Raw genomic sequence first — 26,107 nt, 5'->3', positions numbered from 1 at the left:
GAGTGCATGAAATGCTCGACGAGCCTCTGCTCAGGCGTCTCCGGCGGCCTTGGCCTGCGGCAGGCCGCGCATCAGGAAATCGGGCACATGGTCGCCCATCCCCACCACCGGCTCCTCGCGCCGGTCCCGGCGCTCGTTGCGGTCGGGGCGGTCGGGGCGGTCCGAACGATCCGAACGGTTTTCGGACCTCCGCTCGCGCTTGCGCTCTTCGGGGCGGCTGTCGCTGCGCGCGGGGCGGGCGGCGGCCTCCGGCGCTTCCGCCACCAGGATCGGTTCGGCCACGACCGGCGCCATCGAGGCTTCCTGACCGTGCTCCTTGATCGGACGGGCGCGCTTTTCCTCGCGCGCCGGACGTGCCGGACGGGCGCCGCGGCCTTTCGGGCCATCATCCTTGCGCGGTGGTTTCTGCGCGGCTTCCGACAGTGCGAACCCTTCGGGAACATCGCCGCGCGGGATTTCCTTCTTCACCAGCGCCTCGATCTGGTCGAGATATTTCTGGTCGCCGGGCGTCGCGATGGAAATCGCCGTGCCCTTGCGGCCCGCGCGCCCGGTGCGGCCGATCCGGTGGACATAGTCCTCGGCATGGCTGGGCAGATCGAAGTTGAAGACATGGCTCACTGCGGGAATGTCCAGGCCCCGCGCCGCCACGTCGGAGGCGACGAGGAACTGCAGCCGACCCTCGCGGAAATCGTCCAGGGTCCGCATCCGCTGGCTCTGGTCGAGGTCGCCATGGATGGGCGCCGCGTTGAAACCATGCGTCTTCAGCGATTTGGCAACGATATCGACCTCGGTCTTGCGGTTGCAAAAGAGGATGGCGTTGGTGCAGGCCGCGCCTTCGGCCTTGATCACGGCGCGCAGAAGCTCGCGCTTGGCCTTGGCCGTCTGGTCTTTGCGGGCGGGGACGATCTGGATCAGCCGCTGCTCGATCGTCTCGGAAGCGGTGGCCTGGCGTGCCACCTCGATCTTCACCGGCGTATGCAGGAAAGTGTTGGTGATCCGCTCGATCTCCGGTGCCATCGTGGCGCTGAAGAACAGCGTCTGGCGGGTGAAAGGCGTTAGCTGAAAAATCCGTTCGATATCGGGGATGAAACCCATGTCGAGCATGCGGTCGGCCTCGTCCACGACCATGATCTGCACGCCGGTCAGCAAAAGCTTGCCGCGCTCGAAATGGTCAAGAAGGCGCCCGGGCGTCGCGATCAGCACGTCGACGCCGCGGTCGATCAGCTTGTCCTGCTCGCCGAAGGAAACGCCGCCTATGAGCAGCGCCTTGGTGAGTTTGGTATGTTTGGCGTAGACGTCGAAATTCTCGGCCACCTGCGCGGCCAGTTCGCGCGTCGGCGCCAGCACCAGCGAGCGCGGCATCCTTGCCCGGGCGCGACCCTTCGAAAGAAGGGTGATCATCGGCAGGGTGAAGGAGGCGGTCTTGCCGGTGCCGGTCTGGGCGATGCCCAGCACATCCTTTCCTTCAAGGGCGGGCGGGATGGCGCCGGCCTGGATCGGTGTGGGGTTTTCGTAGCCGGCTTCGGCAATGGCTTGAAGGACCCGGGGGTCCAGTTTCAGGTCGTTGAACTTGGTCATTAGCGTCCATCAGGTCGCGGCATCGGGCCGCAAGGGTGAAGGGACGCAATATGCCGGGCGCCCCGTGGCAGTGCCCGCCGGATGCGGGTGGCCCGCACCTAACGCAAACGACGAAAAAGGTCAATCGTGCCATGGCTTGCGGCACAAGCAAACGCCGTCCGCGGGGCTGTGCGAACGGCGTTTGTCTCGGGTTTCCCGCCTGGTGCGGCAGAGGGGAAACCCTTCTCGATTCGGCGGCGCTAGATGCTGCGCCGCCGCGCCGCCGCCGCGGCGCCGAGAGCCGTCAGAAGCAGAAGCCCTGCAGCAGGGAGCGGGATCGGCGCTGTATCGAGGCGCACGGCGCCGAGATGGTCGATCGTGTTGGTGCCGGAGCGTTGGGTGACGAGCATGGTCAGCGTATAGCTGCCGGGGCCGAGCCGCTGCGTCCAGTTGCTGAAATCTGGGTCGCCGAAGGCGGCGTCATAGTTGGCGCCGAGATTGGTGGTGCCCTGCACCGGAACCGAGGTCAGCCCCTGTGAGACAGTGTTGAGGAAGACCTCGAACTGGTCGCCCGCAAGATAGCCGTCGACGATCGAGAGGTTGGCAAAGCCCGACAGGGTGAAGGTGAAGACCCGCTTGGCAAGCGTTCCGACCGCGCCGAACGCGAACCGGTCCCAGCCGCTGTCGATGTTGAGCGTGACAGCCGACGCCGATCCGGCCGAGCCGAGCACTGCCGCCACCACGAGCGCCTTCAGCGAAAATTGTTTCATATCCGGTCCTCACACCAGCAGCCACCGATCCTTCATCCGTTCGAATTGGGTCAGAATTTTGACGCAATGCCAGTGTTCCGGATTTGGTGACGATTGGCGGATATGACTGGAATTGGCGCGATTTGTGCGGACAAACCGGGCCGTATGCCGCCTGAATGCGGCGACGGGCTGTCCGAATCGGGGCCAAGCAAGGCGTGAAGGCGCGCCAATCCGGTCATGATTGCCATAATCGTGACATAATTTACCTGTCCATCGGCGGGTTGTCGCCCACAGGGCCGCGCCTATTGTCTTCAGATTGATGGCGGAGCGTCCGACACTGCGCCGCAGCGCCGACTGGGCCGGTTGCATGCGCCCCGACGCAGCCTGCGCCGCTCAGACCATCATTTCCTTGGTCGCGCTGAGTTTCAGCGCCGGATAGTCGCGCTGGATCCGGTCGATGTCCCATTGCAGGCGCGTCAGATAGACGATGTCTCCGTCATGGTCATTCGCGATATGGCCCTTGTTCGTGTTCACGAACTTCTCGACATCCGCCTTCGGCCCCGTCACCCAGCGGGCCGAGGTGAATTGCGAGGCTTCAAAACGCACGGGCAGCGAATATTCCTGCTCGATCCGGCTCGCCAGCACCTCGAACTGCAGGGCGCCCACGACGCCCACGATGAAGCCCGAACCGATGGCGGGCTTGAAGACCTTGGCCGCGCCTTCCTCGGCGAACTGCATCAGCGCCTTTTCCAGATGTTTCGCTTTCATCGGATCGCCCGCCCGCACCGTCTGCAACAGTTCCGGCGCGAAAGACGGGATGCCGGTGAACCGCAGCACCTCGCCCTCGGTCAGCGCGTCGCCGATCCTGAGCTGGCCATGGTTCGGGATGCCGATGATATCGCCTGCCCAGGCTTCTTCCGCCAGTTCGCGGTCGGCGGCGAGAAAGAGGACGGGGTTCGACACCGCCATCGGTTTCTTCGACCTGACATGCAGAAGCTTCATGCCCCGCTCGAAATGCCCCGAGGCAAGGCGGACGAAGGCCACCCGGTCGCGGTGCTTGGGGTCCATGTTGGCCTGCACCTTGAAGACGAAGCCGGTCACCGGCTTTTCCTCGGCCGAGATCGCGCGTTCGTTCGCCTTCTGCGGCTGCGGTTCCGGCCCATATTCGCCGATCCCCGCCATCAGCTCCTTGACCCCGAACGAGTTGATCGCCGAGCCGAACCATATGGGCGTCATGTGACCTTCGAGGAACGATTGCCGGTTGAAGGCGGGCAGAAGCTCGCGCGCCATCTCCAGCTCCTCGCGCAGCTTCGCAAGCTGTTCGGCGGGGACGTGATCGGCAAGCTTGGGGTCGTCCAGCCCGTCGATCTTGATGCTTTCGGCCACGCGGTTGCGGTCGGCCCGGTCCATCAGTTCCAGCCGGTCGTGCAATATGTCGTAACAGCCGATGAAATCGCGGCCCATGCCGATCGGCCAGGACGCGGGCGAGACGTCAATCGCCAGATTTTCCTGAATCTCGTCGATGATCTCGAACGTGTCGCGGCTGTCACGGTCCATCTTGTTGCAGAAGGTCAGGATCGGCAGATCGCGCAGGCGGCAGACCTCGAACAGCTTCCGCGTCTGGCTTTCGACGCCCTTCGCCCCGTCAATCACCATGATCGCGGCATCGACGGCGGTCAGCGTGCGGTAGGTGTCTTCGGAAAAGTCCGAGTGGCCGGGGGTATCGACGAGGTTGAAGCGGAATTGACCGAAGTCGAACGACATGGCCGAGGCCGAGACGGAAATGCCGCGTTCCTGCTCCATCTTCATGAAGTCCGACCGGGTGCGCCGCGCCTCGCCCTTGGCGCGCACCTGGCCGGCCATCTGGATCGCGCCGCCGAACAAAAGGAACTTTTCGGTCAGCGTCGTCTTGCCCGCATCAGGGTGCGAGATGATGGCGAACGTGCGCCTCCGGGCAATCTCCGGCGGCAGGTCGGGGCGGTTTGTCTGGGCATCGAGCATGGCTGCAGGCTTTAGCGAATGCCGGATCGCTCTGCAATCGCGGCGCGCCGGGCGGCGTCGCTCCTCGATGCCTTCGGCACTCGTCGCGCGGCGCGGGGTGAGAGAGCGAAGAGCGCTGCAAGGCGCGATGAGCGGCCGTCACATCACCGCGCCCATGGCCCAGGGCACGAACTCCGCGCCGCCAAAGCCCAGTTCCTCGCTTTTCGTCTTCTCGCCCGAGGCAACGCGGATCATCAGTTCAAGGATCTCGGCGCCCTTTTCCTCGATGCTGACGCCATGGGTGACGATATCGCCGCAGTTCAGGTCCATGTCGCCCTTCATCCGCCCGTACATCTCGCTGTTGGTGGCAAGCTTGATGCAGGGCACGGGCTTGTAGCCCGAGACCGAGCCGCGCCCGGTGGTGAAGGCGATGAGATTGGCACCCGAGGCGATCTGGCCGGTGACAGAACAGGGGTCATAGCCCGGGCTGTCCATATAGACGAAGCCGCGTTCGGTGATCGGTTCCGCGAACTTGTAGACCTGGGCCAGCGGCGCCGTGCCGCCCTTCGCGACGGCGCCGAGCGATTTTTCCAGGATCGTCGTCAGCCCGCCGCGCTTGTTGCCGGGCGAGGGATTGTTGTCCATCTCTCCACCAAGCCGGGCGGTATAATCCTCCCACCAGCGCACGCGCGCGATCAGTTTCTCGCCGACCTCGCGGCTGACCGCGCGGCGGGTCAGAAGGTGCTCGGCGCCATATATCTCCGGCGTCTCCGACAGGATGGTCGTGCCGCCGTGGGCCACCAGAAGGTCCGAGGCCGCGCCGAGCGCCGGGTTGGCGGTGATGCCGGAATAGCCGTCAGAGCCGCCGCACTGCATGCCGATCACCAGGTGGTGCAGGCTTTCCTCCGTCCGCCGGGCGGCATTGGCCGCAGGTGCCATGGCCCGCAGTTCCGCCAGCCCCTTGTCGATCGTGGCGCGGGTGCCGCCGGTCTGCTGGATCGTCATGTAGCGGAAATTGCCGTCGGCCCTGAGCCGGTCGCGGCCGACGAGATCGGCGACCTGCATCACCTCGCAGCCGAGCCCGACCAAAAGGATGCCCGCGAAATTCGGGTTACGCGCATAGCCCTGCAGGGTGCGGAACAGGGTCTCGTAGCCCTCGTCCTTTCCCGACATGCCGCAACCTGTGCCATGGACGATGGGTACCACGCCGTCGATATGGGGATAGTCGTCAAGCCAGCCCGCGCGCTCCGCCGCCTCGGCGATGAAACGCGCGACCGAACCGGAGCAATTCACTGATGTGAGGATGCCGAGGTAATTGCGCGTGCCGACCTGTCCGTCGGGGCGGCGGTAGCCCATGAATGTCCGCGCCGCACCGGGCGCGGGCAGGGGGCGCAGGTCAGTTGCGAACTGGTAGTCCTGATCGTGATCGCCCATGCCGAGATTGTGGTTGTGCACATGCTCGCCCGCGGCGATCGCCCGCGTGGCGATGCCGATCGTCTGGCCGTAACGGATCACGCGCTCACCCGGCTCTAGGGCGCGGGCAGCTATCTTGTGGCCGCGCGGCACCGGGCCTGCCAGCTGCACCCCCCCTACCGCCTCGCCTGCCGCGAAATCGCGCAGCGCCACGAAAATGTTGTCATCCGGATGCAGGCGGATTATCGGCCTTTGGGGGAGCGTTTCGGGCGGGGACATGGGCTTTGCCTCTTTTCCTGTCGCGCCCGGGGCCAGACCGCCCGAAGTGCGCGGCGCGGCTTGACAGAGAGGGAGCGAGGTCTAACATGTTAGTATGTTACCTATGAACGACAGTGCGCCGCAAGAGGCAAGGCAGACGCCCGTCCTGCAGTCGCTCGAGGCCTTTCCCGGCTCGCTTGCCCAGAAGGTCTATGGCGCCCTGAAACAGGCGATCCTGTCGCTCGCCTACCGGCCGGGCGAGATTCTGCGCAAGCCCGAGATCTGCGAGGCGCTCGGCGTCTCGCGCTCGCCCGTGTCCGAGGCGGTGGCGCGGCTCGCCGCCGAGGCGCTCGTCGATATCGTGCCGCAGGCAGGAACCTTCGTCGCCCGTTTCTCGATGGAGGAAATCAGGGAAGGCGCCTTCCTGCGCGAGGCGCTTGAACTGGCGGCGGTCGAGCGGGTGGCCGCGACCATCACCGAGGACCAGTTGATCCTCCTGCGCCGCAATCTGCGGGTGCAGGAGGCCCTGATCGCCGATGGCGACATTTCGGGCTTCTACAAGATGGATGCCGAGATGCATGAACTGATCCTCGGGTTTACCGGTTTCCGCCGGCTGGCGGCGATTGCGGAAACCTCCTGGGTCCATGTGAACCGCGCGCGCCAGCTGATCCTGCCAGAGCCGGGACGGGTCCAGGCGACGCTGAGCGAACATCAGGCGATCGTCGCCGCGCTCGAGGCGCGTGATCCGGTCCAGGCGCGCGAGGCGACGCGCCAGCACCTTGGCCAGCTGATCAAGATCCTCGAACCTCTCGTTCTCGAACGGCCGGAGCTTTTCGCCCCGGGCTGACAGGGCCTGAAAGGAACCGCCCATGAGCTTCCTCGATACCCGCCCGCGCTATGCCGTCCGGCTGAACGCTTTCCGGACCGGAGCAGGGCTTGAGGACATGGTTGCGCGTGCGGCGAGCGTGCCCGGGATCGATGCGGCCGACCTGAACTACCCCGATCATCTGGCGGGGCTGACGGCGCAGGCGACGCGGGAGATTCTCGACCGGTATGGCATCGGTCTCAACGGTCTGGCCATGCGTTATGGCGCCGACCCGGCCTTCCGGCTTGGCGCCTTCACCCATCCCGACCGGCTGATCCGGCAAAAGGCGATCGACCTGACCCGGCGCGGCATCGACATGCTGGGCGCGATGGGCGGCGGGGTTATGACGCTCTGGCTTGGCCAGGACGGAGTGGATTATCCATTGCAGGCCGATTTCGACCGGCTCTGGCAGGATACGGTCGCGGCGCTTTCAGAGGTCGCCGCGCACGATCCCGCCTGCCCCGTCGCGGTGGAATACAAGCCCGACGAGCCGCGCGCCCGCGCCGTCCTGCGCGATGCGGCCACGGTCCTGCTGGCGCTGGCCGAGGTGAACCGCCCAAATCTTGGTGTCGCGCTCGATTTCGCCCATTCTCTCTATGCGGGCGAGGATCCCGGCCAGACCGCGCGCCTCATCGCGCGCAGGGCGCCGCTCTTCGGCGTTCATCTGAACGACGGCTACGGAAAGCGCGACGACGGTCTGATGGTGGGCTCGGTCCATCCGGTCGAGACGGTCGGACTGTTCCTGGCGCTCGACCGGATCGGCTATCGGGGCACGATCTATTTCGACACGTTCCCCGATCATGGCGGCCTCGATCCCTGCGCCGAGGCCGCGGCCAATGTCACGATGGCCGAAACGCTGCGGTCGGCCGCGCGGCGGCTGCGCGATGGTCAGTCTTTGACCGAAGCCCAAGCACGTCAGGACGCGGCGGCGGCGCTGGCCGCCGTCCGCGCCGCGCTTTTCAAGGACAAGTGAGATGTCGCTTCTGGTCTGCGGCGCGCTTCATCACGACGTGATCGTCAGCGCGGCGCGGCTGCCCCGCGCCGACGAGACACTGATGGGCAGCGCCGTGCGCTATGCGTTCGGCGGCAAGGGTGGCAATCAGGCGGTCATGGCGGCGCGGATGGGCGCGACGGTCGAGATGGCGGGCGCGGTCGGTACCGACGGGGCGGGCGATCTTCTCTTGGCGGAGCTTGCTGCCGCCGGAGTGGGGACTGCCCGCGTGCGGCGGCACCGGGGCGCCTCGGGCATGAGCGTGGCGATCCTGCAGGCGGATGGCGAATATGGCGCCGTGGTCGTGTCGGGCGTGAATGCCCAGCTCGATCCGACCGGGATCGACCTGCCCGCTGGCTGTCGTCTTCTTCTGCTGCAAAACGAACTGCCCGCGGCGGTGAACCTCGCGCTGGCGCGGACGGCGGTGGCGCGGGGGGCGGCGGTGATCCTCAATGCCGCCCCCGCCCGGCCGCTGGCAGCGGAACTGCTGCGCCTCCTCTCGCTCATCGTCGTCAATCGTGGCGAGGCGTCGGAACTCGTCGGCGACCTGTCGCCTGCCGAGAGCGTCGCTGCCCTCGCGGCGCTCGGGCCGGCCCGCGCGATCCTGACGCGCGGGGCGGACGGGATCGCCACATGGGATGGCACGGCTGCAACCCTTTCGCCCGCCGTGCCCGTGAAGGCGCTCTCTGCCCATGGCGCGGGTGATGCCTTCATCGGCGCGCTCGCGGCCGGGCTGATGAGAGGCGACAGCCTCGAAGAAGCCGCGCCCTTCGCCCAGGCGGCAGCCGCGCTCTTCGTCTCGACCCCGCCAGAGGGGCGATCGGCCATCCGCCGACCTCAGGTCGAACGGTTTCTCGCAGGAAGCGCCGGCTGCGGCTGAAGGGCGCCTAAGCGAAGAGCGGGCGAAGCCCGACGATGAGCGGCCCGTCAGAGCCCGTAGAACTCCACGGCCGTGCCGCCGAAAATCCGCGCGCGCGCTGCCTCTGGCAGATGCGCCGTCAACTCCTGCGCCGCCTGCCGCCAGCCCTCATATTCCGCCCGGAGCCTGCAGACCGGCCAGTCAGAGCCCCACATCACCCGCTCGGCGCCAAAGACCGCGATCACGTGGTCGACATAGGGTTTCAGATCCTCGACCGTCCAGCCCGGCTCCGCCTCGGTGATCAGCGCCGAGAACTTGCAATAGGCGCCGGTTTCCCCGGCGATCCGCGCCAGTCCGTCCGCCCAATGGGCGAAGGAGGCCGCGGAATGGGTCCTGATCTGCGGCTTCATGCAATGATCGACGACCACCCGCATGTCCGGATGGCGCTTCAGGATGATCAGGAAATTCGCCAGATGGCGCGGAAACCCCAGCGCATCGAAGGTCAGCCCGAGGTCGGCCACCGCGCGGAAACCCCATTGCACCTCCTCGCGCAGCATCCAATCGTCATCCGGAATATCCTGTATCATCGGGCGAATGCCCTTGAATTTCGGGTGCTTGGAAAGACGCCTTAAGGATTCCCGGTCCGTCGGCCGTTCAAAATCCACCCAGCCGACGACACCTTTCACGAACGCCGTCGCATCGGCGAGCCCTAGCATATATTCCGTCTCATCGACCGTCGCTGCCGCCTGTACCAGAACCGTCCCGTCGATCCCGTCCGCCGCAAGGATCGGCGCCAGATCGGCAGGCGCATAGGGCCGCGCCAGCACCGGATCGTCCTTGGGCATCCAGAAATAATCGCCCCGCGCGGGGTTCCAGAAATGCTGATGGGCGTCTATCTGCATCGTTGCCTCCTCAGACCGGCGCATCTGGCCGCATCAGCCCCTCGGCCTTCAGGTCCGCCCAGAGCGCGGGCGGTATTGTCGCGGTCGCGGCCACCAGGTTCGCCTCCATCTCGCTCACCGACTGGCCGCCCGGGATCACCGACAGGACGGAAGGATGGCGCAGCGGGAACTGGAAGGCTGCATCCACCAGCCGTACGTCGTGACGCGCGCAGACAGACTGGATGCGCTCGACCCGCGCGATGATCTCGGGCGGGGCGGGATTGTAATTGTAGAAGGCGCCGGGCCTCGGCCCGCTGGCGAGGATGCCCGAATTGTAGGGCCCGCCGATCACGATGCCGATGCCGCGCTCTGCCGCCATGGGCAGGAAAGAGGCGAGCGCCTCCTGTTCCAATAGCGTGTAGCGGCCAGCCAGCAGGAAGATGTCGAAATCGCCGCGTTCCGTCAGCCACTGGCAGGGCTGCCATTCGTTGACGCCCGCACCGAAGGCCCGGATCACCCCTTCCTCGCGCAGTTTCAAAAGCGCCCGGTAGCCGCCGGAGATGAATTCATCCAGCCGCGCCTGAAGCGCCTCCGCGCTGCCATGGTTGAAGATATCAAGGTCATGGGCGTAAAGCACGTCGATCCGGTCCACCCCGAGCCGTTCAAGCGAAAACGCGACCGAGCGCATCGTGCCGTCGTAGGAATAGTCATAGACCTCCCGCCGCGAGGGCACGTCGAACCATTTGCCCACGCCGTCGCGCGCCTCGGGCGGGCAGGCGGCCAGAAGCCGCCCGATCTTGGTCGACAGCACATATTCGCCACGCGGCTTGCCGCGGAGGAAGCGGTTGAGTCGGGTCTCGGACAGGCCGAAGCCGTAAAGGGGCGCGGTATCGAAATAGCGCAGGCCCATGTCCCAGGCCCGCGCAAGCACCGCATCGGCTTCGGCATCGCTGACCGCGCGGTAGAGATTGCCTAGGGGCGCGGTGCCGAAGCCAAGCTCGGTGAAGGGCAGGGCGCCTTTCTCCCCGCGGTTCCAGGCGCGTGTCCTGAGTTGCATTCTGTCTCTCCCGGCAGCTAACATGCTAGCATGATTCATCATCCGGCGGGGCGCCGCAACCCGAATGGGAGGGGAGATGGGGAATTTCCGCAAGCTGTTCGGCGCGGTGAAGCCGGTGATCGGCATGGTCCATCTCGGCGCCCTGCCGGGTGCGCCGCTGCATGACCCCGGGACCGGGCTCGAGGGGCTGGTGGCAGCCGCCCGCGCCGACCTTGCCGCCCTGCAGGGGGCGGGGTTCGACGCGATCATGTTCGGCAACGAAAACGACCGGCCCTATGAATTCCGCGTCGATCCCGCCTCGACCGCGACGATGGCCTATGTGATCGGGCGGCTGAGGGGTGAGATTTCGGTGCCCTTCGGCGTCAACGTCCTGTGGGACCCGATCTCTACCGTCGCGCTTGCCGCCGCGACGGGTGCGACCTTCGTGCGCGAGATATTCACCGGCACCTATGCTTCGGACATGGGCCCCTGGACGCCCGACGCGGGCGCGGCGATGCGCTATCGCAACCGGCTGGGGCGCCGCGATCTGGTCATGCTCTACAATGTCTCGGCCGAATTTGCCGACAGTCTCGACCGCCGGTCCCTGCCCGACCGGGCGCGAAGCGCGGTCTTCTCCTCGATCCCCGATGCGGTTCTGGTGTCCGGCCAGATCACCGGCGAGGCGGCGGCGCTGTCGGACCTTGAGGCGGTGAAGAAAGTGCTGCCCGACATGCCGGTTCTGGCCAATACCGGGGTGAGACATGCGACGATAGCCGACGTGTTGAGGGTGGCCGACGGCTGTATCGTCGGATCGGCGCTGAAGGTGGGCGGCGACACCTGGAACCCGGTCGATCCGGCCCGGGCCGAGGATTTCATGGCGCGCGCCCGTGCCGCGCGGGGCGGGGCGTGATCATGCGGGACAGGCTGAAGCGCGATCTGGTCGACCTGATGCTGACCCCCGGCCTTTCGGGGCATGAGGAGCGTGTGGCGGCATTGATCCGCGTGCGCCTGCCGGAAGGGGTGGCCACCCGGACCGACCGGCTGGGCAACCTGATCGTGACGCTTGAAGGTCGGCCTGATCGGCCATCGGTCATGGTTTTCACCCATATGGACCAGCTCGGTTTCATCGTCCGCAAGATCGAGGCGGACGGATTGATCCGTGTCGAGCGAATGGGCGGCGTGCCGGAGCGGGCGCTGGCGGCGCAGGCGGTTCTCTGTTGCGTGGGCGAGGGGCGGGATGTGCCGGGCCTTATTGCCAACAAGGCCCATCATGCGACGGGGCCGGAAGAGAAATATCACGTCCTGAAGGCGCCGGAGATTTTCATCGACACCGGCCATGGCTCGAAAGCGGCGGTCGAGGCGGCGGGCGTGCGGATCGGCACGCCGGTTGTCTACATGCCGCGCGCCATGGAGCTGGCGGGCGGGCGGATCGCGGGCACGTCGGTCGATGACCGGGCGGGCTGCGCGGTGCTGCTGGAACTGGTGCGCGCGCTTGGCAGTGCAAAGGACCGCCCCACGGTCCATGTGGTCTTTTCGGTGCAGGAGGAATTCAACCTGCGCGGCGCTGTGGTGGCGGCGCAGGTGTTGAAACCCGATATCGCCATCCAGATCGACCTGATGCTGGCGACCGACACGCCCGACATGGCGGAGCGGGGCGAGATGCGGCTCGGTGCCGGGCCGGGGATGAGCCTTTATTCCTTCCACGGGCGCGGTACGCTGAACGGAGTGATCCCGCATCTGGCGCTGGTCGCGTTGATGGAAGAGACGGCATCGGCCGAGGGGCTGGCACTCCAGCGCTCTGCCCAGGTCGGGGTCCTGACCGATCTCTCCTATGTGCAGCTGGCGGGCGAGGGCGTCGCCGCCATCGATATGGGCTTTCCCATGCGCTATTCGCATTCGGCGCTCGAATGCTGCGATCTGGCCGATCTTGAGGCGCTGACCCGCCTTCTTGGTGCGGCGATCCGCGGTATCGGGCCGGATTTCCCGCTGAACTGGGGGTGAGAGATGGCCTATACGCTCGGCGTCGATATCGGCACTTTTGAATCCAAGGGCGTGATCGTCGATGCGAGCGGCCGGATCGTCGCCGAAGCGGCGCGGCCGCATGAGATGATCGTGCCGCATCCGGGCTGGGCGGAGCATCGAGCGGACGAGGATTGGTGGGGCGATTTTGTATTTATTGTCAGCAAGATGTTGCGATCTTCTCAGGTAAAACCTGAAGAGATCGGCGCTGTCGCCTGCTCTGCGATCGGCCCCTGCATGCTGCCGGTCGATGCGGATGGCGCCCCGCTGATGAACGGCGTCCTTTATGGCGTCGACACACGGGCCAGCGCCGAGATCGCGCTACTGAATGCCGAAATCGGCGAGGCGCGCATTCTCGACCGATCCGGCAATGCGCTGACCTCGCAGGCGGTCGGGCCGAAGATCCTCTGGCTGCGCCGTAACCGGCCGGAAATCTGGGCGCAGACCAAACGCATCCTGACCTCGACCAGCTACCTGACCTGGAAGCTGACCGGCGACTATGTGATCGACCATTACACCGCGTCGAGCTTCGCGCCCCTTTACGACATCGCCCGCCAGCGCTGGCACTGCGATCTGGCTGACATCTGCGACGAGGCGATGCTGCCGCGCCTCCTCTGGTCGTCCGAAATCGCGGGGCGGGTCACCGGGGCCGCTGCGCGGGAGACCGGACTCGCGCCCGGAACGCCCGTGACCTGCGGCACGATCGACGCGGCGGCAGAGGCGGTGAGCGTGGGCGCGCGGGCGCCGGGCGACATGATGCTGATGTATGGCTCCACGATCTTCATCATCCTTCTCGCCGACCGCCGCCTGACCGATCCGCGTCTCTGGCACGCGCCATGGCTCTTGCCCGGTCAGCATGCGGCGATGGCGGGGCTCGCGACCTCGGGCACGCTGACCCACTGGTTCCGCGACCATTTCGCGGCCGACCTGCCGCGTGACCGGGCCTTCGCCCGGCTCGCCGCCGAGGCGGAGGCCGTGCCGCCCGGCGCGCGTGGGCTTTTGTGTCTGCCCTATTTCTCAGGCGAGCGAACACCGATCCATAACCCATTGGCAAAAGGCGCTTTCTTCGGGTTGAACCTGACGCATGGGCGGGGCGAAATGTACCGCGCCGTGCTTGAAGGGATCGCCATGGCCACCCGCCATGTGACCGACACGTTCGCCGAGGCGGGCGCGCCCCCCGCGCGCGTTCTGGCCGTCGGCGGCGGCACGAAGAATTCCGTCTGGCTGCAGGCCACGTCCGACCTCGCCGGGCTTGACCAGTCGGTCGCGCGCGTCACCACCGGCGCGGCCTATGGCGATGCTTTCCTGGCCGCGCTGGCCATCGGTCAGGCGCAGGCCGACGATATTGCCGGCTGGAACCCCGAGGCGCGCCGGGTTGCGGCGCGGCGCCATCCCGCCTATCAGCGCCAGTACCCCTTGTTCCGCGCCCTCTATGAGCGGACAAGAGAGATCGCGGCTGACCTTGGCGAGGATGGATGAACCCCTTTCACATGGCCCTGAAGGAACTGGGCGAGGTGACCGACCAGCTTGACCTCGGCTCTGTCGCCGCCGCCTGCGGGATGATCGCCGGGGCAGGGCGCATCATGGCGCATGGCTGCGGGCGGGAAAGGCTTCAGCTCTCTGGCTTCGCGATGCGGCTTCACCATATGGGCCTGCCGGTCGCGATGCAGGGCGACATGACGGCACCGGCGCTCGGACCCGGCGACATATTCATCGCCGTCGCGGGACCGGGCGAGTTGGTAACGGTCACCGCGCTGATGACCCGCGCGAAAGCCGCCGGTGCACAGGTGCTTTTCATTACGGCCCAGCCCGGCACAGCTTCGGCCGCGCTTGCCGATCATGTCTTGACCGTTCCCGCGCAAACCATGGCCAATGACGAACAGGCGACCTCGGCCCTGCCGATGGGCTCGCTTTTCGAAGGCGCGCTGTTTCTTCTTTTCGAGGTGATGGTGCTTGACCTGCGCGACCGGCTGGGCATCCAGCCGGAAACCATGCGCGCGCGTCACACCAACATGGAATGATCAGTCGAGCGGATAGAGCCGCGACTGTTTGACCGTGCCATAGACGAGGCTCGTGGTGATCGAGGCGACGCCCGGGATCGCGTGCAGGCGGTTCCTCACGAACTCCTCATAGGCGCCCAGGTCGGCGACCAGCACGCGCAGCAGGTAATCCGCCTCGCCGGTCAGCAGGTAACAGTCGAGGATGTCGGGGATATCCCGCACCTTGGCCTCGAACCCCTTCACCGCCTCGCGGTCGTGGCGGGCGAGCGTGATGCGGATGAAGGCGGTGATCGAGAGACCACAGGCGCGCGGATCGACATCGGCGGAATAGCCGGTGATCACCTGCGCCTCTTCCAGAAGCCGCACGCGACGCAGGCAGGGCGAGGGGGAGAGGTTCACCCGCTCGGCCAGGTCCTGATTGGTCAGGCGGCCGTCGCGCTGCAGTTCGCGGATGATCTGCCGGTCTTTGGCATCAATCTGCTTCATTTGATATTCTCGTGGCATGATATGTCAATCTGATGGGAATTTGTAGCATAGTTTGGCAGCACCTGTCACCGCCTTGGGGTAAGTATGATGAGGAGCCCGATGCGGCCGACCTCAGACAAGGTGATCCGATGACATCCTCCCCCACCTCCGGCTTTTCCACCCGCGCGATTCACTTCGGCTATGAGCCGATGGAGCATGAGGGCGCGCTGACGCCGCCCCTGCATCTGACCTCGACCTTCGCCTTCGACACGGTCGAACAGGGCGGCGCGGTCTTTGCGGGCGAGGAGGCCCGGCATTTCTATTCGCGCATCACCAACCCGACCTGCGACCTTTTGGAACGCCGGGTTGCCGATCTGGAAGGCGCCGAGGCGGGGCTGGCGACGGCCTCCGGCATGGGGGCGATCACCTCCGTCCTCTGGACGATCCTGTCGCCCGGTGACGAGATCATCACCGACAAGACGCTTTACGGCTGCACTTTCGCCTTCATGCGCCATGGGCTCGCGAAATTCGGCATCACCATCACCCATGTCGATCTGACCGACCCGGCCAACCTCGAGGCCGCCATCGGGCCGAAGACGCGCGTGGTCTATTTCGAGACGCCCGCCAACCCCAACATGCGGTTGGTCGACATTGCCGCCACCTGCGCCATTGCCCGTGCCAAGGGCGTGAAGACCGTGGTGGACAATACCTATGCGACGCCGGTCATTACCCGTCCGATCGAATTGGGCGCCGATTTCGTCGTTCACTCGGCAACGAAATACATGGGCGGCCATGGCGATCTGGTGGGCGGTATCGCTGTCGGTGCGGCCGAGGCGATCCAGGAGGTGCGGCTGGTCGGCATGAAGGACATGACCGGCGCGGTCATGGCACCTTTCAACGCAATGCTCGTGCTGCGCGGTCTGAAGACGCTGAAGCTGCGGGTCGAGCGCCATGCCGAGAGCGCCGCACAGGTGGCGCGGATGCTGGAGGCGCATCCGGCGGTGGGCAAGGTTCATTACCCCGGTCTGGAAAGCTTCGAACAGCATGCGCTGGCCTGCCGCCAGATGCCCGGCTTCGGTTCGATGATCGCGTTCGAGCTGAACGGCGGCATCGCCGAAGGCGCGCGGTTCATGAACCGGCTGGCGCTCATCCGCCGCGCAGTGTCGCTGGGAGACGCGGAAAGCCTGATCCAGCATCCGGCCTCGATGACCCATTCGACCTACACGCCCGAGGAGCGGCAGGCGCATGGCATTTCGGACGGGCTGATCCGGCTTTCGGTGGGGCTTGAGGAGGTCGAGGATATCCTCGCCGACCTCGAACAGGCGCTTTCGGTAATGCAGCTGACCGAAGCTGCCTGACGGGTGGCTGGTGTGGGCAGTCCGAAATCTATCAAAGATTTCGGACCGGAGCCTTGAAAGGCTCCGGCCGGAATTCTTCAAGAATTCCGCTCCCCTTGCCGGGCGGCCCGTCAGATCGTCCGCGCCAGGTCACCCTTGACCCGGCGCAAGGGGATCGAGCTTTCGATGGCGGCGACGCCCGGAACCCGGGTGAGGCGCCCCGTCAGGAAGGCTTCGAACTCCGCAAGGCTCGAGGTCGCGATCCGGAGAAGATAATCGCGGTTGCCGGTCATCAGCCAGCAATCGACGACCTCCGGAAAGGCGCGCACAGCGGCTTCGAAGCCTGCAAGCGTGCCGTCGATCTGCCGGTCGAGCCGCACCGAGACGAAGACAGAGATGGCAAAGCCAAGCGCCGTCTCGTCGATCAGCGCCCGGTAGCCGGTGATGATGCCCGCCTCCTCAAGCTGGCGGATGCGGCGGGCGACCGGGGTCGGGCTGAGGCCGACGGCCGTGCTGATCTCCTGCAGGCTCATGCGGCCATTGGCCTGAAGGGCGCGCAGGATTCGGCGGTCTATTTCATCGATGTTGGTGGTTTCGTTCAAGAAAGTACGGCTTCATAGTGGATGCCGCTAAACTATGCGGGTTCCACATCGTCTTTGCAACATATCTCCAAGCCAGCCGCGCTATAGTCGCGCCCGACCTACCTGAGGACCATGATGACCCAATCCCATCTCGATAGCCTGCATGACCGCGTGATCTGGCTGGCAAGCTGGATGATCCACAATGCCAACCACCTGCGCGACAAGGGCGAGGGCGATGTGAAGGTCGGCGGCCATCAGGCCTCGTCCGCTTCGATGGCGGCGATCATGACAGCGCTTTATTTTCATGCGCTGAGGCCCGAGGACCGGGTCGCGGTCAAGCCGCACGCGAGCCCGATCTTCCATGCGATCCAGTATCTGATGGGCAACCAGACGCGCGCGCAGCTTGAGGCCTTCCGCGCCTATGGCGGCGCGCAGTCCTATCCGTCGCGCACCAAGGACAAGGATGACGTGGATTTCTCGACCGGTTCGGTCGGCCTTGGCTGCGCGATGCCGATCTTTGCGGCGATCACGCAGGATTACCTGAAGGGCCATGGCTGGCTGGAGGGGCGGCGCGAGGGGCGGATGGTGGCGCTTGTCGGCGATGCGGAACTCGACGAGGGCAATATCTACGAGGCGCTGCAGGAAGGCTGGAAGCATGACCTGAGGAATGTCTGGTGGGTGATCGACTATAACCGCCAGTCGCTGGACGGGGTGGTGCGCGAAGGGCTCTGGGCGCGGATCGAGGCGGTCTTTGCCGCGTTCGACTGGCGGGTTGTCCGGCTGAAATACGGCGCCCTGCAGCGTGCGGCCTTCGCCGAGCCGGGCGGCGAGCGGCTGAAGGCCTGGATCGACGCCTGCCCGAACGCGCTTTATTCGGCACTGACCTATCAGGGCGGCGCTGCCTGGCGCAAAAGGCTGATGGACGATATCGGCGATCAGGGCGAGGTGACGGCGCTACTCGACCGGCGCTCGGACCAAGACCTCGCGCGGCTGATGGAAAACCTCGGCGGCCATTGCCTGCCCTCGCTTTGCGAGGCGTTCGACGGGGTGACGGATGACCGCCCGACGGTCTTTCTGGCCTATACGATCAAGGGGTTCAGCACGCCCTTGGCCGGGCACAAGGACAATCACGCGGGCCTGATGACCGAAACGCAGATCGAAAGCCTGCGGGCGCGGATGCGTGTGCCGGTGGGCAGCGAGTGGGAGAAGTTCGCGGCCGTCCCCGACGAAAGCGCGCTGAAGCAGTTCCTGTCGCGTGTGCCCTTCTTCGCCGATGGCCGCAGGCGGTGCGCGGCGCCTGCCGTGCCGGTGCCGGCGCCGGTCGCGCTTGCCGACCGGATGCTCTCCACCCAGGCGGGGTTCGGCAAGATCATGGACGAACTTGCCCGCGCGGGCGGGCCGCTCGCCGACCGGATCGTCACCATGTCGCCCGATGTGACCGTCTCGACCAATCTCGGCGGCTGGGTCAACCGTCGGGGGCTTTTCGCGCGGCAGGACCGCGCCGATACGTTCCGCGACGAGCGCGTGCCGAGTGCGCAGAAATGGGCCTTTTCTCCGCAGGGCCAGCATCTGGAACTGGGCATTGCCGAGATGAACCTCTTCCTTCTTCTCGGGGCGGCGGGCCTGTCGCATTCGCTCTGGGGGGAAAGGCTCATACCGGTCGGCACGGTCTATGACCCGTTCATCGCCCGCGGCCTCGATGCGCTGAACTATGCCTGCTATCAGGATGCGCGCTTCCTGATCGCGGGCACGCCGTCGGGTGTGACGCTTGCCCCCGAAGGCGGTGCACACCAGTCGATCGGCACGCCGCTGATCGGCATGGCGCAGGACGGGTTGGCGAGTTTCGAGCCCTGTTATCTGGACGAACTGTCGCTGATCATGGGCTGGGCATTCGACTACCTGCAAAGGGACGGCGAGGGCGACCCGGACGAGCGGACCTGGCTCAGGGACGAAACCGGCGGGTCGGTCTATCTCCGCCTCTCGACGAGACCCGTGGAACAGGTGCTGCGCCGCGATGATCCGGGCTTTGCCCAAGGCGTGATCGACGGCGCCTATTGGCTGAGGGAGCCGGGCCCGAATGCCGAGGTGGTCATCGCCTATCAGGGCGCCGTCGGCCCCGAGGCCATCGAGGCGGCGGGCCGGATCGCGGGCGACCGGCGCGACGTGGGCGTTCTTGCCGTCACCTCGGCCGACCGGCTGAACGCGGGCTGGACGGCGGCGCGGCGGGCGCGCGCGCGCGGGCAGGCGGGGGCGGTCAGCCATGCCGAACGGCTGATGGCGCGGCTGCCCGGCCATTGCACGCTGATCACGGTGATCGACGGCCATCCCGCGACGCTTGCCTGGCTCGGTTCGGTGGCCGGGCACCGGACGGTGCCGCTTGGCGTCGAGCATTTCGGCCAGACTGGCACCATCGCCGATCTCTACCGCCATTTCGGCATCGACGCCGATGCGATCACGGCGGCGGCGGACCGGATCGCGCCGGGCAGGCCGATCCGCCTGTCTGCCTGAGCAGGCGGAACGACCGGGGCGAACCTTGCAAAGCGGGGGGCGCGACTATAGGTTCCCCGCCAGTCGCGGGGGCCCGGCCCCCTTATCCATCTGAAGGGGCCTTCCATGTTCATCACTCCCGCTTACGCCCAGGCCGCCGGTGGCGCCGGTGGCGGCGCAGCCTTGGCGCAATTCGTACCGCTGATCCTGATCTTCGGGATCATGTATTTCCTGCTGATCCGTCCGCAGCAAAAGAAGATGAAGGAACATCAGGCGATGGTCGGGGCGCTGCGCCGGGGCGATCAGGTGGTGACCGCTGGCGGCATCCGCGCCAAGGTAACCAAGGTGATCGACGACAAGGATGTCGAGGTCGAGATCGCCGATGGCGTGAAGGTGCGCATCGTCCGCGCCACCATTTCGGCGGTCGTCTCGAAAACCGAACCCGCCGCCACTTCCAACTGAGTTCGCATAGATGCAGATCCCAGCCTGGAGGCGCATTCTGACCTGGGCGCTTTGTGTCGCCGCCCTGGTCTTTGCCGCGCCGAACGTCTTCTACCCGCGTGTCGAGAAACACAACGATGCCGTGGCAAAGCTGGAAAAGGGCGCGCCCGAGACGCCCGAGCTGCTGGCCGACAAGGCGCTCTGGCCGGACTGGCTGCCCTCGAACATCGTGAACCTCGGGCTCGACCTCAGGGGCGGGGCGCATCTTCTGGCCGAAGTACAGGTGCAGGATGTCTACAAGGCACGGATGCAGGGTTACTGGCCGGAATTGCGCAAGGCGCTTCAGGCCGAACGCGCGACCATCGGCGGCGTCCGCAAGGCGCCGTCGCCTGATGACGAACTGCGGGTGACGATCGAAAAGCCCGAAGGCATGGCCAAGGCCATCGAGGTCGCGCAGGGCTTGTCGGCGCCTGTCATCTCGCTGACCGGTGCGGGCCAGCGCGATCTCGATGTAACGAGCGAGGGCGCGACGCTGATCCTCAAGCTGACCGATGTGGAGAAGGCCGCGACAGACGACCGGACGATCCAGCAATCCTTGGAAATCGTGCGCCGCAGGGTCGACGAGGTCGGCACCCGCGAACCGACCATCCAGCGCCAAGGCGCAAACCGCATCCTGATCCAGGTGCCGGGCATCGGTTCGGCCGCGGAACTGAAGGCGCTGATCGGCACCACGGCGAAACTGACCTTCCATCCGGTCATCAAGCGCACCACCAACGGCAGCGAAGTTCCTGGCCCTGGCAATCTGCTTGTCCCCTCGATCGACGAAGAGGGGGTCTTCTATGTGCTGGAGGAAAGCCCGGTCGTCACCGGCGAGGAGCTGGTCGATGCGCGCCCCGATTTCGACCAGAACGGCGCTCCTGCGGTGGCTTTCCGCTTCGATCCCTCGGGCGCCCGGAAGTTCGGCGACTATACGGCCGAGAATGTCGGCCAGCTCTTCGCCATCGTTCTTGATGACGAGGTGATCTCGGCGCCGCAGATCCGCACACATATTGCGGGCGGATCGGGGATCATCACCGGTTCCTTCTCGGTCGAGGAAGCGACGAACCTCGCCGTCCTTCTGCGCGCAGGCGCGCTGCCCGCCGAGATGACCTTCCTGGAAGAACGCACCGTCGGGCCGGAACTTGGCCAGGATTCGATCGACGCGGGCAAGATCGCCGCCGCCGTCGGCTATACGGCCGTCGTCCTCTACATGATCGCGAGCTACGGATTGTTCGGCGTCCTGGCCAGTGTCGCGCTTGCCATCAACATGGCGATGATCTTCGCTCTCTTCTCGCTGATCGGCTCGACGCTGACGCTGCCGGGCATCGCTGCGGTGGTGCTGACCATGGGTATGGCGGTCGACGCGAACGTGCTGATCTTCGAGCGGATCCGCGAGGAATTGCGCGGCGGCAAGGGGCCGACGCGCGCCATCGAGCTTGGCTTTGAAAAGGCGCTGTCGGCCATCGTCGATTCGAACATCACCACGCTGATCGGTGGCGTGATCCTCTTTTTCCTCGGCTCCGGCCCGGTGAAGGGCTTCGCGGTCGCGCTGTCGGTGGGCATCATCACGTCGGTGATCACCGCGGTTTTCGTGACCCGGCTGTTCGTCGTCACCTGGTATGGCTGGAAACGGCCGAAAACCATCATCGTCTGAGGGGCCCGACATGGCATTCCGTCTGAAACTCGTCCCCGACAATACGAAGATCGACTTCTTCAAGGCCGCGCGCGTGACCTTCGGCGGGTCGCTTCTGGTGCTGACCCTGTCGATCCTGCTGCCCTTTTTCACCGGGCTCAATTTCGGCATCGACTTCCGGGGCGGCACGACGATCCGCACCGAATCGACCGTGCCGGTCGACGTCGGCGCCTATCGCCAGGCGCTGACACCCCTGAACCTAGGCGATGTCTCGATTGCCCAGGTCTTCGATCCGACGTTCGACGAGAACCAGCATGTGGCGCAGATCCGCATCCAGGCGCAGGGCGATCAGGAGGCGATCACGCCCGAGGTGATCGAGAAGATCGAAGGTGCCCTGACCGCCGTCGACCCTGCGATGACCTTTCCCAGTGTCGAATCGGTCGGACCCAAGGTCTCGGGCGAGTTGATCAGGTCGGCGGTGATCGCGGTTCTGGCGGCAACGGCGGCGATCTGCGTCTATGTCTGGCTGAGGTTCGAATGGCAGTTCGCGGTCGGCGCGCTGGTGGCGCTGGTCCATGACGTGATGATCACCGTAGGCATCTTCGCGCTCTTCCAGATCAAGTTCGACCTGACGATCATCGCGGCGTTGCTGACGATCCTCGGCTATTCGATCAACGACACGGTCGTGGTCTTCGACCGGTTGCGCGAAAACCTGATGAAATACAAGACCATGCCCCTGCGCGACGTGATGAACCTGACGGTGAACGAAACGCTGTCGCGCACGATCATGACCTCGGGTACCACGCTTCTGGCGCTCATCTCGCTTCTGATCTTCGGCGGCGACGTGATCCGGGGCTTCGTCTTCGCCATCACCTTCGGCGTGCTGACCGGCACCTATTCCTCGATCTATGTGGCGAAGAACATCGTGCTGATGCTCGGGGTGAAGCGCGACTGGTCAAAGCCCACCGATGAGGGTGGACCGAAGGGCCAGCAGCTTTATTCGGCGAAATGATCGCCCTGAACGAGATCGGCTTTTCCGGACCCGCCCGGCCGGTCGAGGGTTATGGGCCGGGCTTCTTCCGGGTGGGCGGCAAGGTCCTGCGCGGGCCGGTCCTAGTGTCGCCCGAAGGGGCTGGTGCGTGGGCCGGAGATGCGGCAGCGCTGGTGGCGCTGGCAGGGCAGGTCGATGTCTTGCTTTATGGCACCGGCGCGGTGATGGCCTATCCCGATCCGGATTTGCGGGCGGCGGTCGAGGAGGCGGGGCTGGCGCTGGAGCCGATGGCGAGCCCGGCGGCGGCGCGAACCTACAATATGCTTCTGGCCGAGGGCCGCCGCGTCGCGGCAGCGCTCTTGCCGGTCTGATGAGGCGGCGCCTGCCGCTCAAAGGCCTGCGCGCGCCTTTTCGCTCTGAAGGCGCCTCTTGGGGCGGATGAGGAGTACCGCCAACCGGGATTCCGGCTTCCTGCCCGGGACGAAATCCGCTAGGCGGGGGCCATGGACCTGATCGTCACAGAGCTTTCGGTCGCGCGTGGCGGCATCGCGATCCTCGCGGGCCTCGGGTTTTCTGTGACGGCGGGGAATGCGCTTGTCTTGCGCGGGCCGAACGGCATCGGCAAGACGACCGTCCTCAGAACCATCGCGGGCCTTCAGCCAGCCTTGACCGGCCGGGTGGCGCCGGGGCCGGACCAGATCGCCTGGTCGGGGCATGCCGATGCGGTGAAGGCAACGCTGACGGTCCGGGAAAACCTTGCCTTCTGGGCCGCGATCTACGGGGCAGGGGACGTCGAGCCGGCCCTGGCGGACCTCCATCTGATCGAGTTGGCCGACCGTCCGGCGCAGACCCTGTCGGCAGGGCAGAAGCGCCGCCTCGGGCTCGCGCGCCTGCTTCTCTCCGACCGGCCGGTCTGGGTGCTGGACGAGCCGACCGTATCGCTTGATGCCGCGACGGTTGCCCATTTCGCGACCCTCCTCGCCCGCCATCTCGGGCAGGGCGGGGCAGCGCTTTTGACCAGCCATGTCGATCTTGGTCTTCACGGTGCGCAGGAACTCGACCTGAGCCCCTACCGGGCGCGCGGCGCTGCGCACATGCAGGCCTCGCCCGCCGGGTTCGATGAGGCCTTCCTGTGAGGGGGGGGCCGCGCCGATGATCGCCCTTCTTCTGCGCGACCTCAGGCTCGCGACACGTGCGGGCGGCGGCTTCGGCCTCAGCCTGACCTTCTTCCTGATCCTCGTCACGCTCGTGCCGTTCGGCGTCGGTCCCGAAGGCGGGCGGCTCGCCACTATCGCGCCCGGTATCCTGTGGGTCGGGGCGCTTCTCGCGTCGCTGCTCTCGCTCGACCGGCTCTTCGCGCTCGATCACGAGGACGGCACGCTGGAACAGCTCGCCACCGCGCCCCTGCCGCTGGAGGCGGTCGTCGCCATGAAGGCCATCGCGCACTGGCTAACCACCGGACTGCCGCTGGCGCTGATCGCGCCGCTTCTGGGCGTGCTTCTGCATCTGCCGGGCGCGGCCATGCCCTGGCTTGCCCTTTCGCTTGCCCTGGGCACGCCCGCCCTGTCGATGATCGGGGCGTTCGGTGCGGGCCTGACGGTCGGGCTGAAGCGCGGCGGTCTGCTTCTGTCGCTTCTTGTCCTGCCGCTTTACGTGCCCACGCTGATCTTCGGGGCAGAAGTGGCACGGCGCGGGGCCGAGGGCGCGGCCACGGGCACGCCCATGGCCTTCCTCGGCGCGATTACGCTTGGCACGCTGGCGCTTCTGCCGTACGCCACGGCTGCGGCAATCCGCGTCAATCTGCGCTAGGCGCATATATGCTATCAACAGGCCCGGAAGGGCCGGGTGGGACGATGTCGATCTGGGAATATGCCAATCCCAAGAAATTCATGCAGACCTCCGGGGCGCTTCTGCCCTGGGCGGTGGGCCTCTCGGTCCTGACGCTGACGGCAGGGCTGATCTGGGGTTTCTTCTTCACGCCCGACGACTACAAGCAGGGATCGACCGTCAAGATCATCTATATTCATGTGCCCTCGGCGCTGATGGCGATCAATGCCTGGGGCATGATGCTGGTGACCTCGCTCATCTGGCTCATACGCCGCCATCATGTCTCGGTGCTGGCCGCAAAGGCCGCCGCGCCGGTCGGCATGGTCATGACGCTGATCGCGCTTTTCACTGGTGCCATCTGGGGGCAGCCGATGTGGGGCAGCTGGTGGGAATGGGACCCGAGGCTGACCTCGTTCCTGATCCTCTTCCTCTTCTATCTCGGTTATCTCGCGCTCTGGTCCGCCATCGAAAATCCCGATGCCGCCGCCGATCTGACCTCGGTCCTGTGCATCGTCGGCTCGGTCTTTGCCTTTCTCAGCCGCTATGCGGTGCTGTTCTGGAACCAGGGCCTGCATCAGGGTGCCTCGCTGTCGCTCGACCGCGAGGAGCATGTGGCCGATGTGTTCGCCTGGCCGCTCTGGACCTCGATCGCCGGCTTCGTTCTTCTGTTCGTCACCCTCGTCCTGATCGGCACGCGCACCGAGATAAGGGCGCGCCGCATGCAGGCGCTTCTGGCGCGGGAGAAGCTGGCATGATGCCCGATCTTGGCAAATATGCGCTGACGGTCCTGTCGGCCTATGGGGTCACCTTCGCACTCGTTCTGGCGCTGGTGGCCTATGTGCTGATCCGGGCAGGGCGGGTGAAGCGCGCGCTGGCCGAGGTCGAGGAGAGGGCGGCGCGCCATGGTTAGACTGTCGCCGCTCATGGTGCTGCCGCTTGTCGTGGCTGCGGGCTTCATGGGCCTCGCCTGGTGGGGCATGGGCCGCCAGAACCCCGACGATCTGCCCTCGGTCTTCGTTGGCCGTCCGGCGCCCGCCATCGGGGCCGAGGCGCTGCCGGGCATTCCCGGCGTGACCGCGGCGGACCTGACGGGTGAGGTCACGATCGTCAACTTCTGGGCCTCCTGGTGTCCGCCCTGCCGGGCCGAACATCCGACACTGAAGGCGCTGGCGGCCGAAGGCTACCGGGTGATCGGCGTCAATATGCTCGATGCCGAGAATCAGGCGCTGGCTTTTCTGGCGGAGGGCGGCAATCCGTTCAGGGCGATTGCGTTTGATCCCAAGGGGCGCACGCGGCTCGACTGGGGCGTCACCGCGCCGCCGGAGACCTTCATTCTGCGCGCGGACGGGACGGTCGCCTACCGGTTCACCGGGCCGCTTGTCGGCAGCGACTACGAGCAGCGTTTCCTGGCAGCCTTGAAGGCCGCGCACAATCCGTGATTGCGGAGAAGGGGCGGGCGCGAGCGAGCGGGACTCGCGCCCGGAAAGACATCACGAATGGCAGGCCAGGATCAGGAGCAAGAAGCCCGCAAGTTCGAACCATGGCATGCTTGGTACGGAAAAAGAGCGACAAAAAGGATTTTGCATGGCAACCTTCTTATTCGACCTTCCTGGTTCGCCATAGAAGAACTTTCGGCTGAATAACTTCCTGTCTGAAAATCACCGTTTCGACATGCCGTTTGGTTGCTAACTTTTAGAC

26 protein-coding genes are annotated in these 26,107 nt (G+C 65.9%); 18 read left to right on the top strand and 8 right to left on the bottom strand.

Annotated features, from left to right (window positions below):
• Window positions 1-30: 30 nt before the first annotated feature.
• The 4 genes from P0645_RS16235 to P0645_RS16220 form a co-directional block, all read right to left on the bottom strand.
• Entirely contained in the window at window positions 31-1,578 is a 1,548-nt protein-coding gene (locus P0645_RS16235) for a DEAD/DEAH box helicase (RefSeq protein WP_284165641.1), read from the bottom strand.
• Between the two features lie 239 nt (window positions 1,579-1,817).
• Window positions 1,818-2,327 (bottom strand): VPLPA-CTERM sorting domain-containing protein, encoded by a 510-nt coding sequence (locus P0645_RS16230; RefSeq protein WP_284165640.1) that lies wholly within the window; start codon window positions 2,325-2,327, stop codon window positions 1,818-1,820.
• A 372-nt stretch (window positions 2,328-2,699) separates the two neighbouring features.
• On the bottom strand, window positions 2,700-4,307 hold the full coding sequence (locus P0645_RS16225) for a peptide chain release factor 3 (protein WP_284165639.1): 1,608 nt from the start codon (window positions 4,305-4,307) through the stop codon (window positions 2,700-2,702).
• 138 nt (window positions 4,308-4,445) lie between these two features.
• The gene (locus tag P0645_RS16220; RefSeq protein ID WP_284165638.1) at window positions 4,446-5,978 is read right to left on the bottom strand and encodes a UxaA family hydrolase; all 1,533 of its coding nucleotides are present in this window, start codon (window positions 5,976-5,978) and stop codon (window positions 4,446-4,448) included.
• Between the two features lie 103 nt (window positions 5,979-6,081).
• Here P0645_RS16220 and P0645_RS16215 point away from each other — a divergent pair, with 103 nt between their 5' ends.
• Genes P0645_RS16215 through P0645_RS16205 form a run of 3 tightly spaced genes read left to right on the top strand, consistent with a single transcriptional unit; the run spans window position 6,082 to window position 8,693 of the window.
• Complete coding sequence (locus tag P0645_RS16215; protein WP_284165637.1) at window positions 6,082-6,804, top strand: GntR family transcriptional regulator; 723 nt, start codon at window positions 6,082-6,084, stop codon at window positions 6,802-6,804.
• Between the two features lie 22 nt (window positions 6,805-6,826).
• Window positions 6,827-7,795, top strand: coding sequence for a sugar phosphate isomerase/epimerase family protein (locus P0645_RS16210; RefSeq protein ID WP_284165636.1), 969 nt, complete (start codon window positions 6,827-6,829; stop codon window positions 7,793-7,795).
• A gap of 1 nt (window position 7,796) precedes the next feature.
• A complete protein-coding gene (locus P0645_RS16205; protein WP_284165635.1) occupies window positions 7,797-8,693 on the top strand; it encodes a PfkB family carbohydrate kinase in 897 nt (298 codons plus the stop codon).
• A gap of 47 nt (window positions 8,694-8,740) precedes the next feature.
• Here P0645_RS16205 and P0645_RS16200 read toward each other — a convergent pair whose 3' ends face one another.
• Together P0645_RS16200 and P0645_RS16195 are read right to left on the bottom strand one after the other, a co-directional pair.
• Window positions 8,741-9,574 (bottom strand): amidohydrolase family protein, encoded by an 834-nt coding sequence (locus tag P0645_RS16200; protein ID WP_284165634.1) that lies wholly within the window; start codon window positions 9,572-9,574, stop codon window positions 8,741-8,743.
• Between the two features lie 10 nt (window positions 9,575-9,584).
• Window positions 9,585-10,610: an aldo/keto reductase gene (locus P0645_RS16195; protein ID WP_284165633.1), complete on the bottom strand. Its 1,026-nt coding sequence runs from the start codon at window positions 10,608-10,610 to the stop codon at window positions 9,585-9,587.
• Between the two features lie 76 nt (window positions 10,611-10,686).
• Here P0645_RS16195 and P0645_RS16190 point away from each other — a divergent pair, with 76 nt between their 5' ends.
• From P0645_RS16190 to P0645_RS16175, 4 genes are read left to right on the top strand one after another with little or no spacing between them, the layout of a single operon-like run.
• Window positions 10,687-11,499: a BtpA/SgcQ family protein gene (locus tag P0645_RS16190; protein WP_284165632.1), complete on the top strand. Its 813-nt coding sequence runs from the start codon at window positions 10,687-10,689 to the stop codon at window positions 11,497-11,499.
• A 2-nt stretch (window positions 11,500-11,501) separates the two neighbouring features.
• Complete coding sequence (locus P0645_RS16185; protein WP_284165631.1) at window positions 11,502-12,590, top strand: M20/M25/M40 family metallo-hydrolase; 1,089 nt, start codon at window positions 11,502-11,504, stop codon at window positions 12,588-12,590.
• A 3-nt stretch (window positions 12,591-12,593) separates the two neighbouring features.
• Window positions 12,594-14,087: an FGGY-family carbohydrate kinase gene (locus P0645_RS16180; protein WP_284165630.1), complete on the top strand. Its 1,494-nt coding sequence runs from the start codon at window positions 12,594-12,596 to the stop codon at window positions 14,085-14,087.
• On the top strand, window positions 14,084-14,629 hold the full coding sequence (locus P0645_RS16175; protein ID WP_284165629.1) for an SIS domain-containing protein: 546 nt from the start codon (window positions 14,084-14,086) through the stop codon (window positions 14,627-14,629). Before P0645_RS16180 ends, P0645_RS16175 begins: the two co-directional genes overlap by 4 nt.
• Here P0645_RS16175 and P0645_RS16170 read toward each other — a convergent pair whose 3' ends face one another.
• Window positions 14,630-15,085 carry an Lrp/AsnC family transcriptional regulator gene (locus tag P0645_RS16170; RefSeq protein ID WP_284165661.1) on the bottom strand — a complete coding sequence of 152 codons (456 nt, stop codon included), beginning with the start codon at window positions 15,083-15,085 and terminating at the stop codon, window positions 14,630-14,632. It lies immediately after the preceding gene.
• 137 nt (window positions 15,086-15,222) lie between these two features.
• Here P0645_RS16170 and P0645_RS16165 point away from each other — a divergent pair, with 137 nt between their 5' ends.
• Complete coding sequence (locus P0645_RS16165) at window positions 15,223-16,431, top strand: methionine gamma-lyase (protein WP_284165628.1); 1,209 nt, start codon at window positions 15,223-15,225, stop codon at window positions 16,429-16,431.
• A gap of 110 nt (window positions 16,432-16,541) precedes the next feature.
• On the opposite strand, the gene P0645_RS16160 is transcribed toward P0645_RS16165, so the two are convergent.
• Complete coding sequence (locus P0645_RS16160) at window positions 16,542-17,012, bottom strand: Lrp/AsnC family transcriptional regulator (protein WP_284165627.1); 471 nt, start codon at window positions 17,010-17,012, stop codon at window positions 16,542-16,544.
• 114 nt (window positions 17,013-17,126) lie between these two features.
• Between P0645_RS16160 and P0645_RS16155 the strand changes: the two genes are divergently transcribed.
• The 10 genes from P0645_RS16155 to P0645_RS16110 all read left to right on the top strand — a co-directional run bounded on the left by P0645_RS16155 (window position 17,127) and on the right by P0645_RS16110 (window position 25,848).
• Window positions 17,127-19,499 carry a thiamine pyrophosphate-binding protein gene (locus P0645_RS16155; RefSeq protein WP_502854240.1) on the top strand — a complete coding sequence of 791 codons (2,373 nt, stop codon included), beginning with the start codon at window positions 17,127-17,129 and terminating at the stop codon, window positions 19,497-19,499.
• Window positions 19,500-19,604: 105 nt separating this feature from the next.
• Window positions 19,605-19,940, top strand: a complete 336-nt coding sequence (yajC, locus tag P0645_RS16150) for a preprotein translocase subunit YajC (protein ID WP_284165625.1) — start codon at window positions 19,605-19,607, stop codon at window positions 19,938-19,940.
• Between the two features lie 10 nt (window positions 19,941-19,950).
• Entirely contained in the window at window positions 19,951-21,612 is a 1,662-nt protein-coding gene (gene secD, locus P0645_RS16145) for a protein translocase subunit SecD (RefSeq protein WP_284165624.1), read from the top strand.
• Between the two features lie 10 nt (window positions 21,613-21,622).
• Entirely contained in the window at window positions 21,623-22,603 is a 981-nt protein-coding gene (secF, locus tag P0645_RS16140; RefSeq protein WP_284165623.1) for a protein translocase subunit SecF, read from the top strand.
• Window positions 22,603-22,953 (top strand): Mth938-like domain-containing protein, encoded by a 351-nt coding sequence (locus tag P0645_RS16135; protein ID WP_284165660.1) that lies wholly within the window; start codon window positions 22,603-22,605, stop codon window positions 22,951-22,953. Before secF ends, P0645_RS16135 begins: the two co-directional genes overlap by 1 nt.
• 132 nt (window positions 22,954-23,085) lie before the next feature.
• Complete coding sequence (ccmA, locus tag P0645_RS16130; RefSeq protein ID WP_284165622.1) at window positions 23,086-23,718, top strand: heme ABC exporter ATP-binding protein CcmA; 633 nt, start codon at window positions 23,086-23,088, stop codon at window positions 23,716-23,718.
• A 16-nt stretch (window positions 23,719-23,734) separates the two neighbouring features.
• Window positions 23,735-24,391 (top strand): heme exporter protein CcmB, encoded by a 657-nt coding sequence (gene ccmB / locus P0645_RS16125; RefSeq protein WP_284165621.1) that lies wholly within the window; start codon window positions 23,735-23,737, stop codon window positions 24,389-24,391.
• A gap of 44 nt (window positions 24,392-24,435) precedes the next feature.
• Window positions 24,436-25,164 (top strand): heme ABC transporter permease, encoded by a 729-nt coding sequence (locus P0645_RS16120; protein ID WP_284165620.1) that lies wholly within the window; start codon window positions 24,436-24,438, stop codon window positions 25,162-25,164.
• Entirely contained in the window at window positions 25,161-25,319 is a 159-nt protein-coding gene (gene ccmD / locus P0645_RS16115; RefSeq protein ID WP_284165619.1) for a heme exporter protein CcmD, read from the top strand. The genes P0645_RS16120 and ccmD overlap by 4 nt, the downstream gene beginning before the upstream one ends.
• Window positions 25,312-25,848, top strand: coding sequence for a DsbE family thiol:disulfide interchange protein (locus P0645_RS16110; RefSeq protein ID WP_284165618.1), 537 nt, complete (start codon window positions 25,312-25,314; stop codon window positions 25,846-25,848). The genes ccmD and P0645_RS16110 overlap by 8 nt, the downstream gene beginning before the upstream one ends.
• The last annotated feature ends 259 nt before the right edge of the window (window positions 25,849-26,107 follow it).

The organism is Frigidibacter sp. SD6-1 (assembly GCF_030143255.1).
In the GTDB taxonomy this organism is placed as follows: Bacteria; Pseudomonadota; Alphaproteobacteria; order Rhodobacterales; family Rhodobacteraceae; genus TMP-24.
This window is presented reverse-complemented; position numbering and strand designations above follow the sequence as displayed.

Bases quoted from the DNA above. Each gene is read 5' to 3' on its own strand.
- P0645_RS16235 (WP_284165641.1), bottom strand. From the start codon at position 1,578: ATGACCAAGTTCAACGACCTGAAACTGGACCCCCGGGTCCTTCAAGCC.
- P0645_RS16230 (WP_284165640.1), bottom strand. From the start codon at position 2,327: ATGAAACAATTTTCGCTGAAGGCGCTCGTGGTGGCGGCAGTGCTCGGC.
- P0645_RS16225 (WP_284165639.1), bottom strand. From the start codon at position 4,307: ATGCTCGATGCCCAGACAAACCGCCCCGACCTGCCGCCGGAGATTGCC.
- P0645_RS16220 (WP_284165638.1), bottom strand. From the start codon at position 5,978: ATGTCCCCGCCCGAAACGCTCCCCCAAAGGCCGATAATCCGCCTGCAT.
- P0645_RS16215 (WP_284165637.1), top strand. From the start codon at position 6,082: ATGAACGACAGTGCGCCGCAAGAGGCAAGGCAGACGCCCGTCCTGCAG.
- P0645_RS16210 (WP_284165636.1), top strand. From the start codon at position 6,827: ATGAGCTTCCTCGATACCCGCCCGCGCTATGCCGTCCGGCTGAACGCT.
- P0645_RS16205 (WP_284165635.1), top strand. From the start codon at position 7,797: ATGTCGCTTCTGGTCTGCGGCGCGCTTCATCACGACGTGATCGTCAGC.
- P0645_RS16200 (WP_284165634.1), bottom strand. From the start codon at position 9,574: ATGCAGATAGACGCCCATCAGCATTTCTGGAACCCCGCGCGGGGCGAT.
- P0645_RS16195 (WP_284165633.1), bottom strand. From the start codon at position 10,610: ATGCAACTCAGGACACGCGCCTGGAACCGCGGGGAGAAAGGCGCCCTG.
- P0645_RS16190 (WP_284165632.1), top strand. From the start codon at position 10,687: ATGGGGAATTTCCGCAAGCTGTTCGGCGCGGTGAAGCCGGTGATCGGC.
- P0645_RS16185 (WP_284165631.1), top strand. From the start codon at position 11,502: ATGCGGGACAGGCTGAAGCGCGATCTGGTCGACCTGATGCTGACCCCC.
- P0645_RS16180 (WP_284165630.1), top strand. From the start codon at position 12,594: ATGGCCTATACGCTCGGCGTCGATATCGGCACTTTTGAATCCAAGGGC.
- P0645_RS16175 (WP_284165629.1), top strand. From the start codon at position 14,084: ATGAACCCCTTTCACATGGCCCTGAAGGAACTGGGCGAGGTGACCGAC.
- P0645_RS16165 (WP_284165628.1), top strand. From the start codon at position 15,223: ATGACATCCTCCCCCACCTCCGGCTTTTCCACCCGCGCGATTCACTTC.
- P0645_RS16155 (WP_502854240.1), top strand. From the start codon at position 17,127: ATGACCCAATCCCATCTCGATAGCCTGCATGACCGCGTGATCTGGCTG.
- yajC (WP_284165625.1), top strand. From the start codon at position 19,605: ATGTTCATCACTCCCGCTTACGCCCAGGCCGCCGGTGGCGCCGGTGGC.
- secD (WP_284165624.1), top strand. From the start codon at position 19,951: ATGCAGATCCCAGCCTGGAGGCGCATTCTGACCTGGGCGCTTTGTGTC.
- secF (WP_284165623.1), top strand. From the start codon at position 21,623: ATGGCATTCCGTCTGAAACTCGTCCCCGACAATACGAAGATCGACTTC.
- ccmA (WP_284165622.1), top strand. From the start codon at position 23,086: ATGGACCTGATCGTCACAGAGCTTTCGGTCGCGCGTGGCGGCATCGCG.
- ccmB (WP_284165621.1), top strand. From the start codon at position 23,735: ATGATCGCCCTTCTTCTGCGCGACCTCAGGCTCGCGACACGTGCGGGC.
- P0645_RS16120 (WP_284165620.1), top strand. From the start codon at position 24,436: ATGTCGATCTGGGAATATGCCAATCCCAAGAAATTCATGCAGACCTCC.
- ccmD (WP_284165619.1), top strand. From the start codon at position 25,161: ATGATGCCCGATCTTGGCAAATATGCGCTGACGGTCCTGTCGGCCTAT.
- P0645_RS16110 (WP_284165618.1), top strand. From the start codon at position 25,312: ATGGTTAGACTGTCGCCGCTCATGGTGCTGCCGCTTGTCGTGGCTGCG.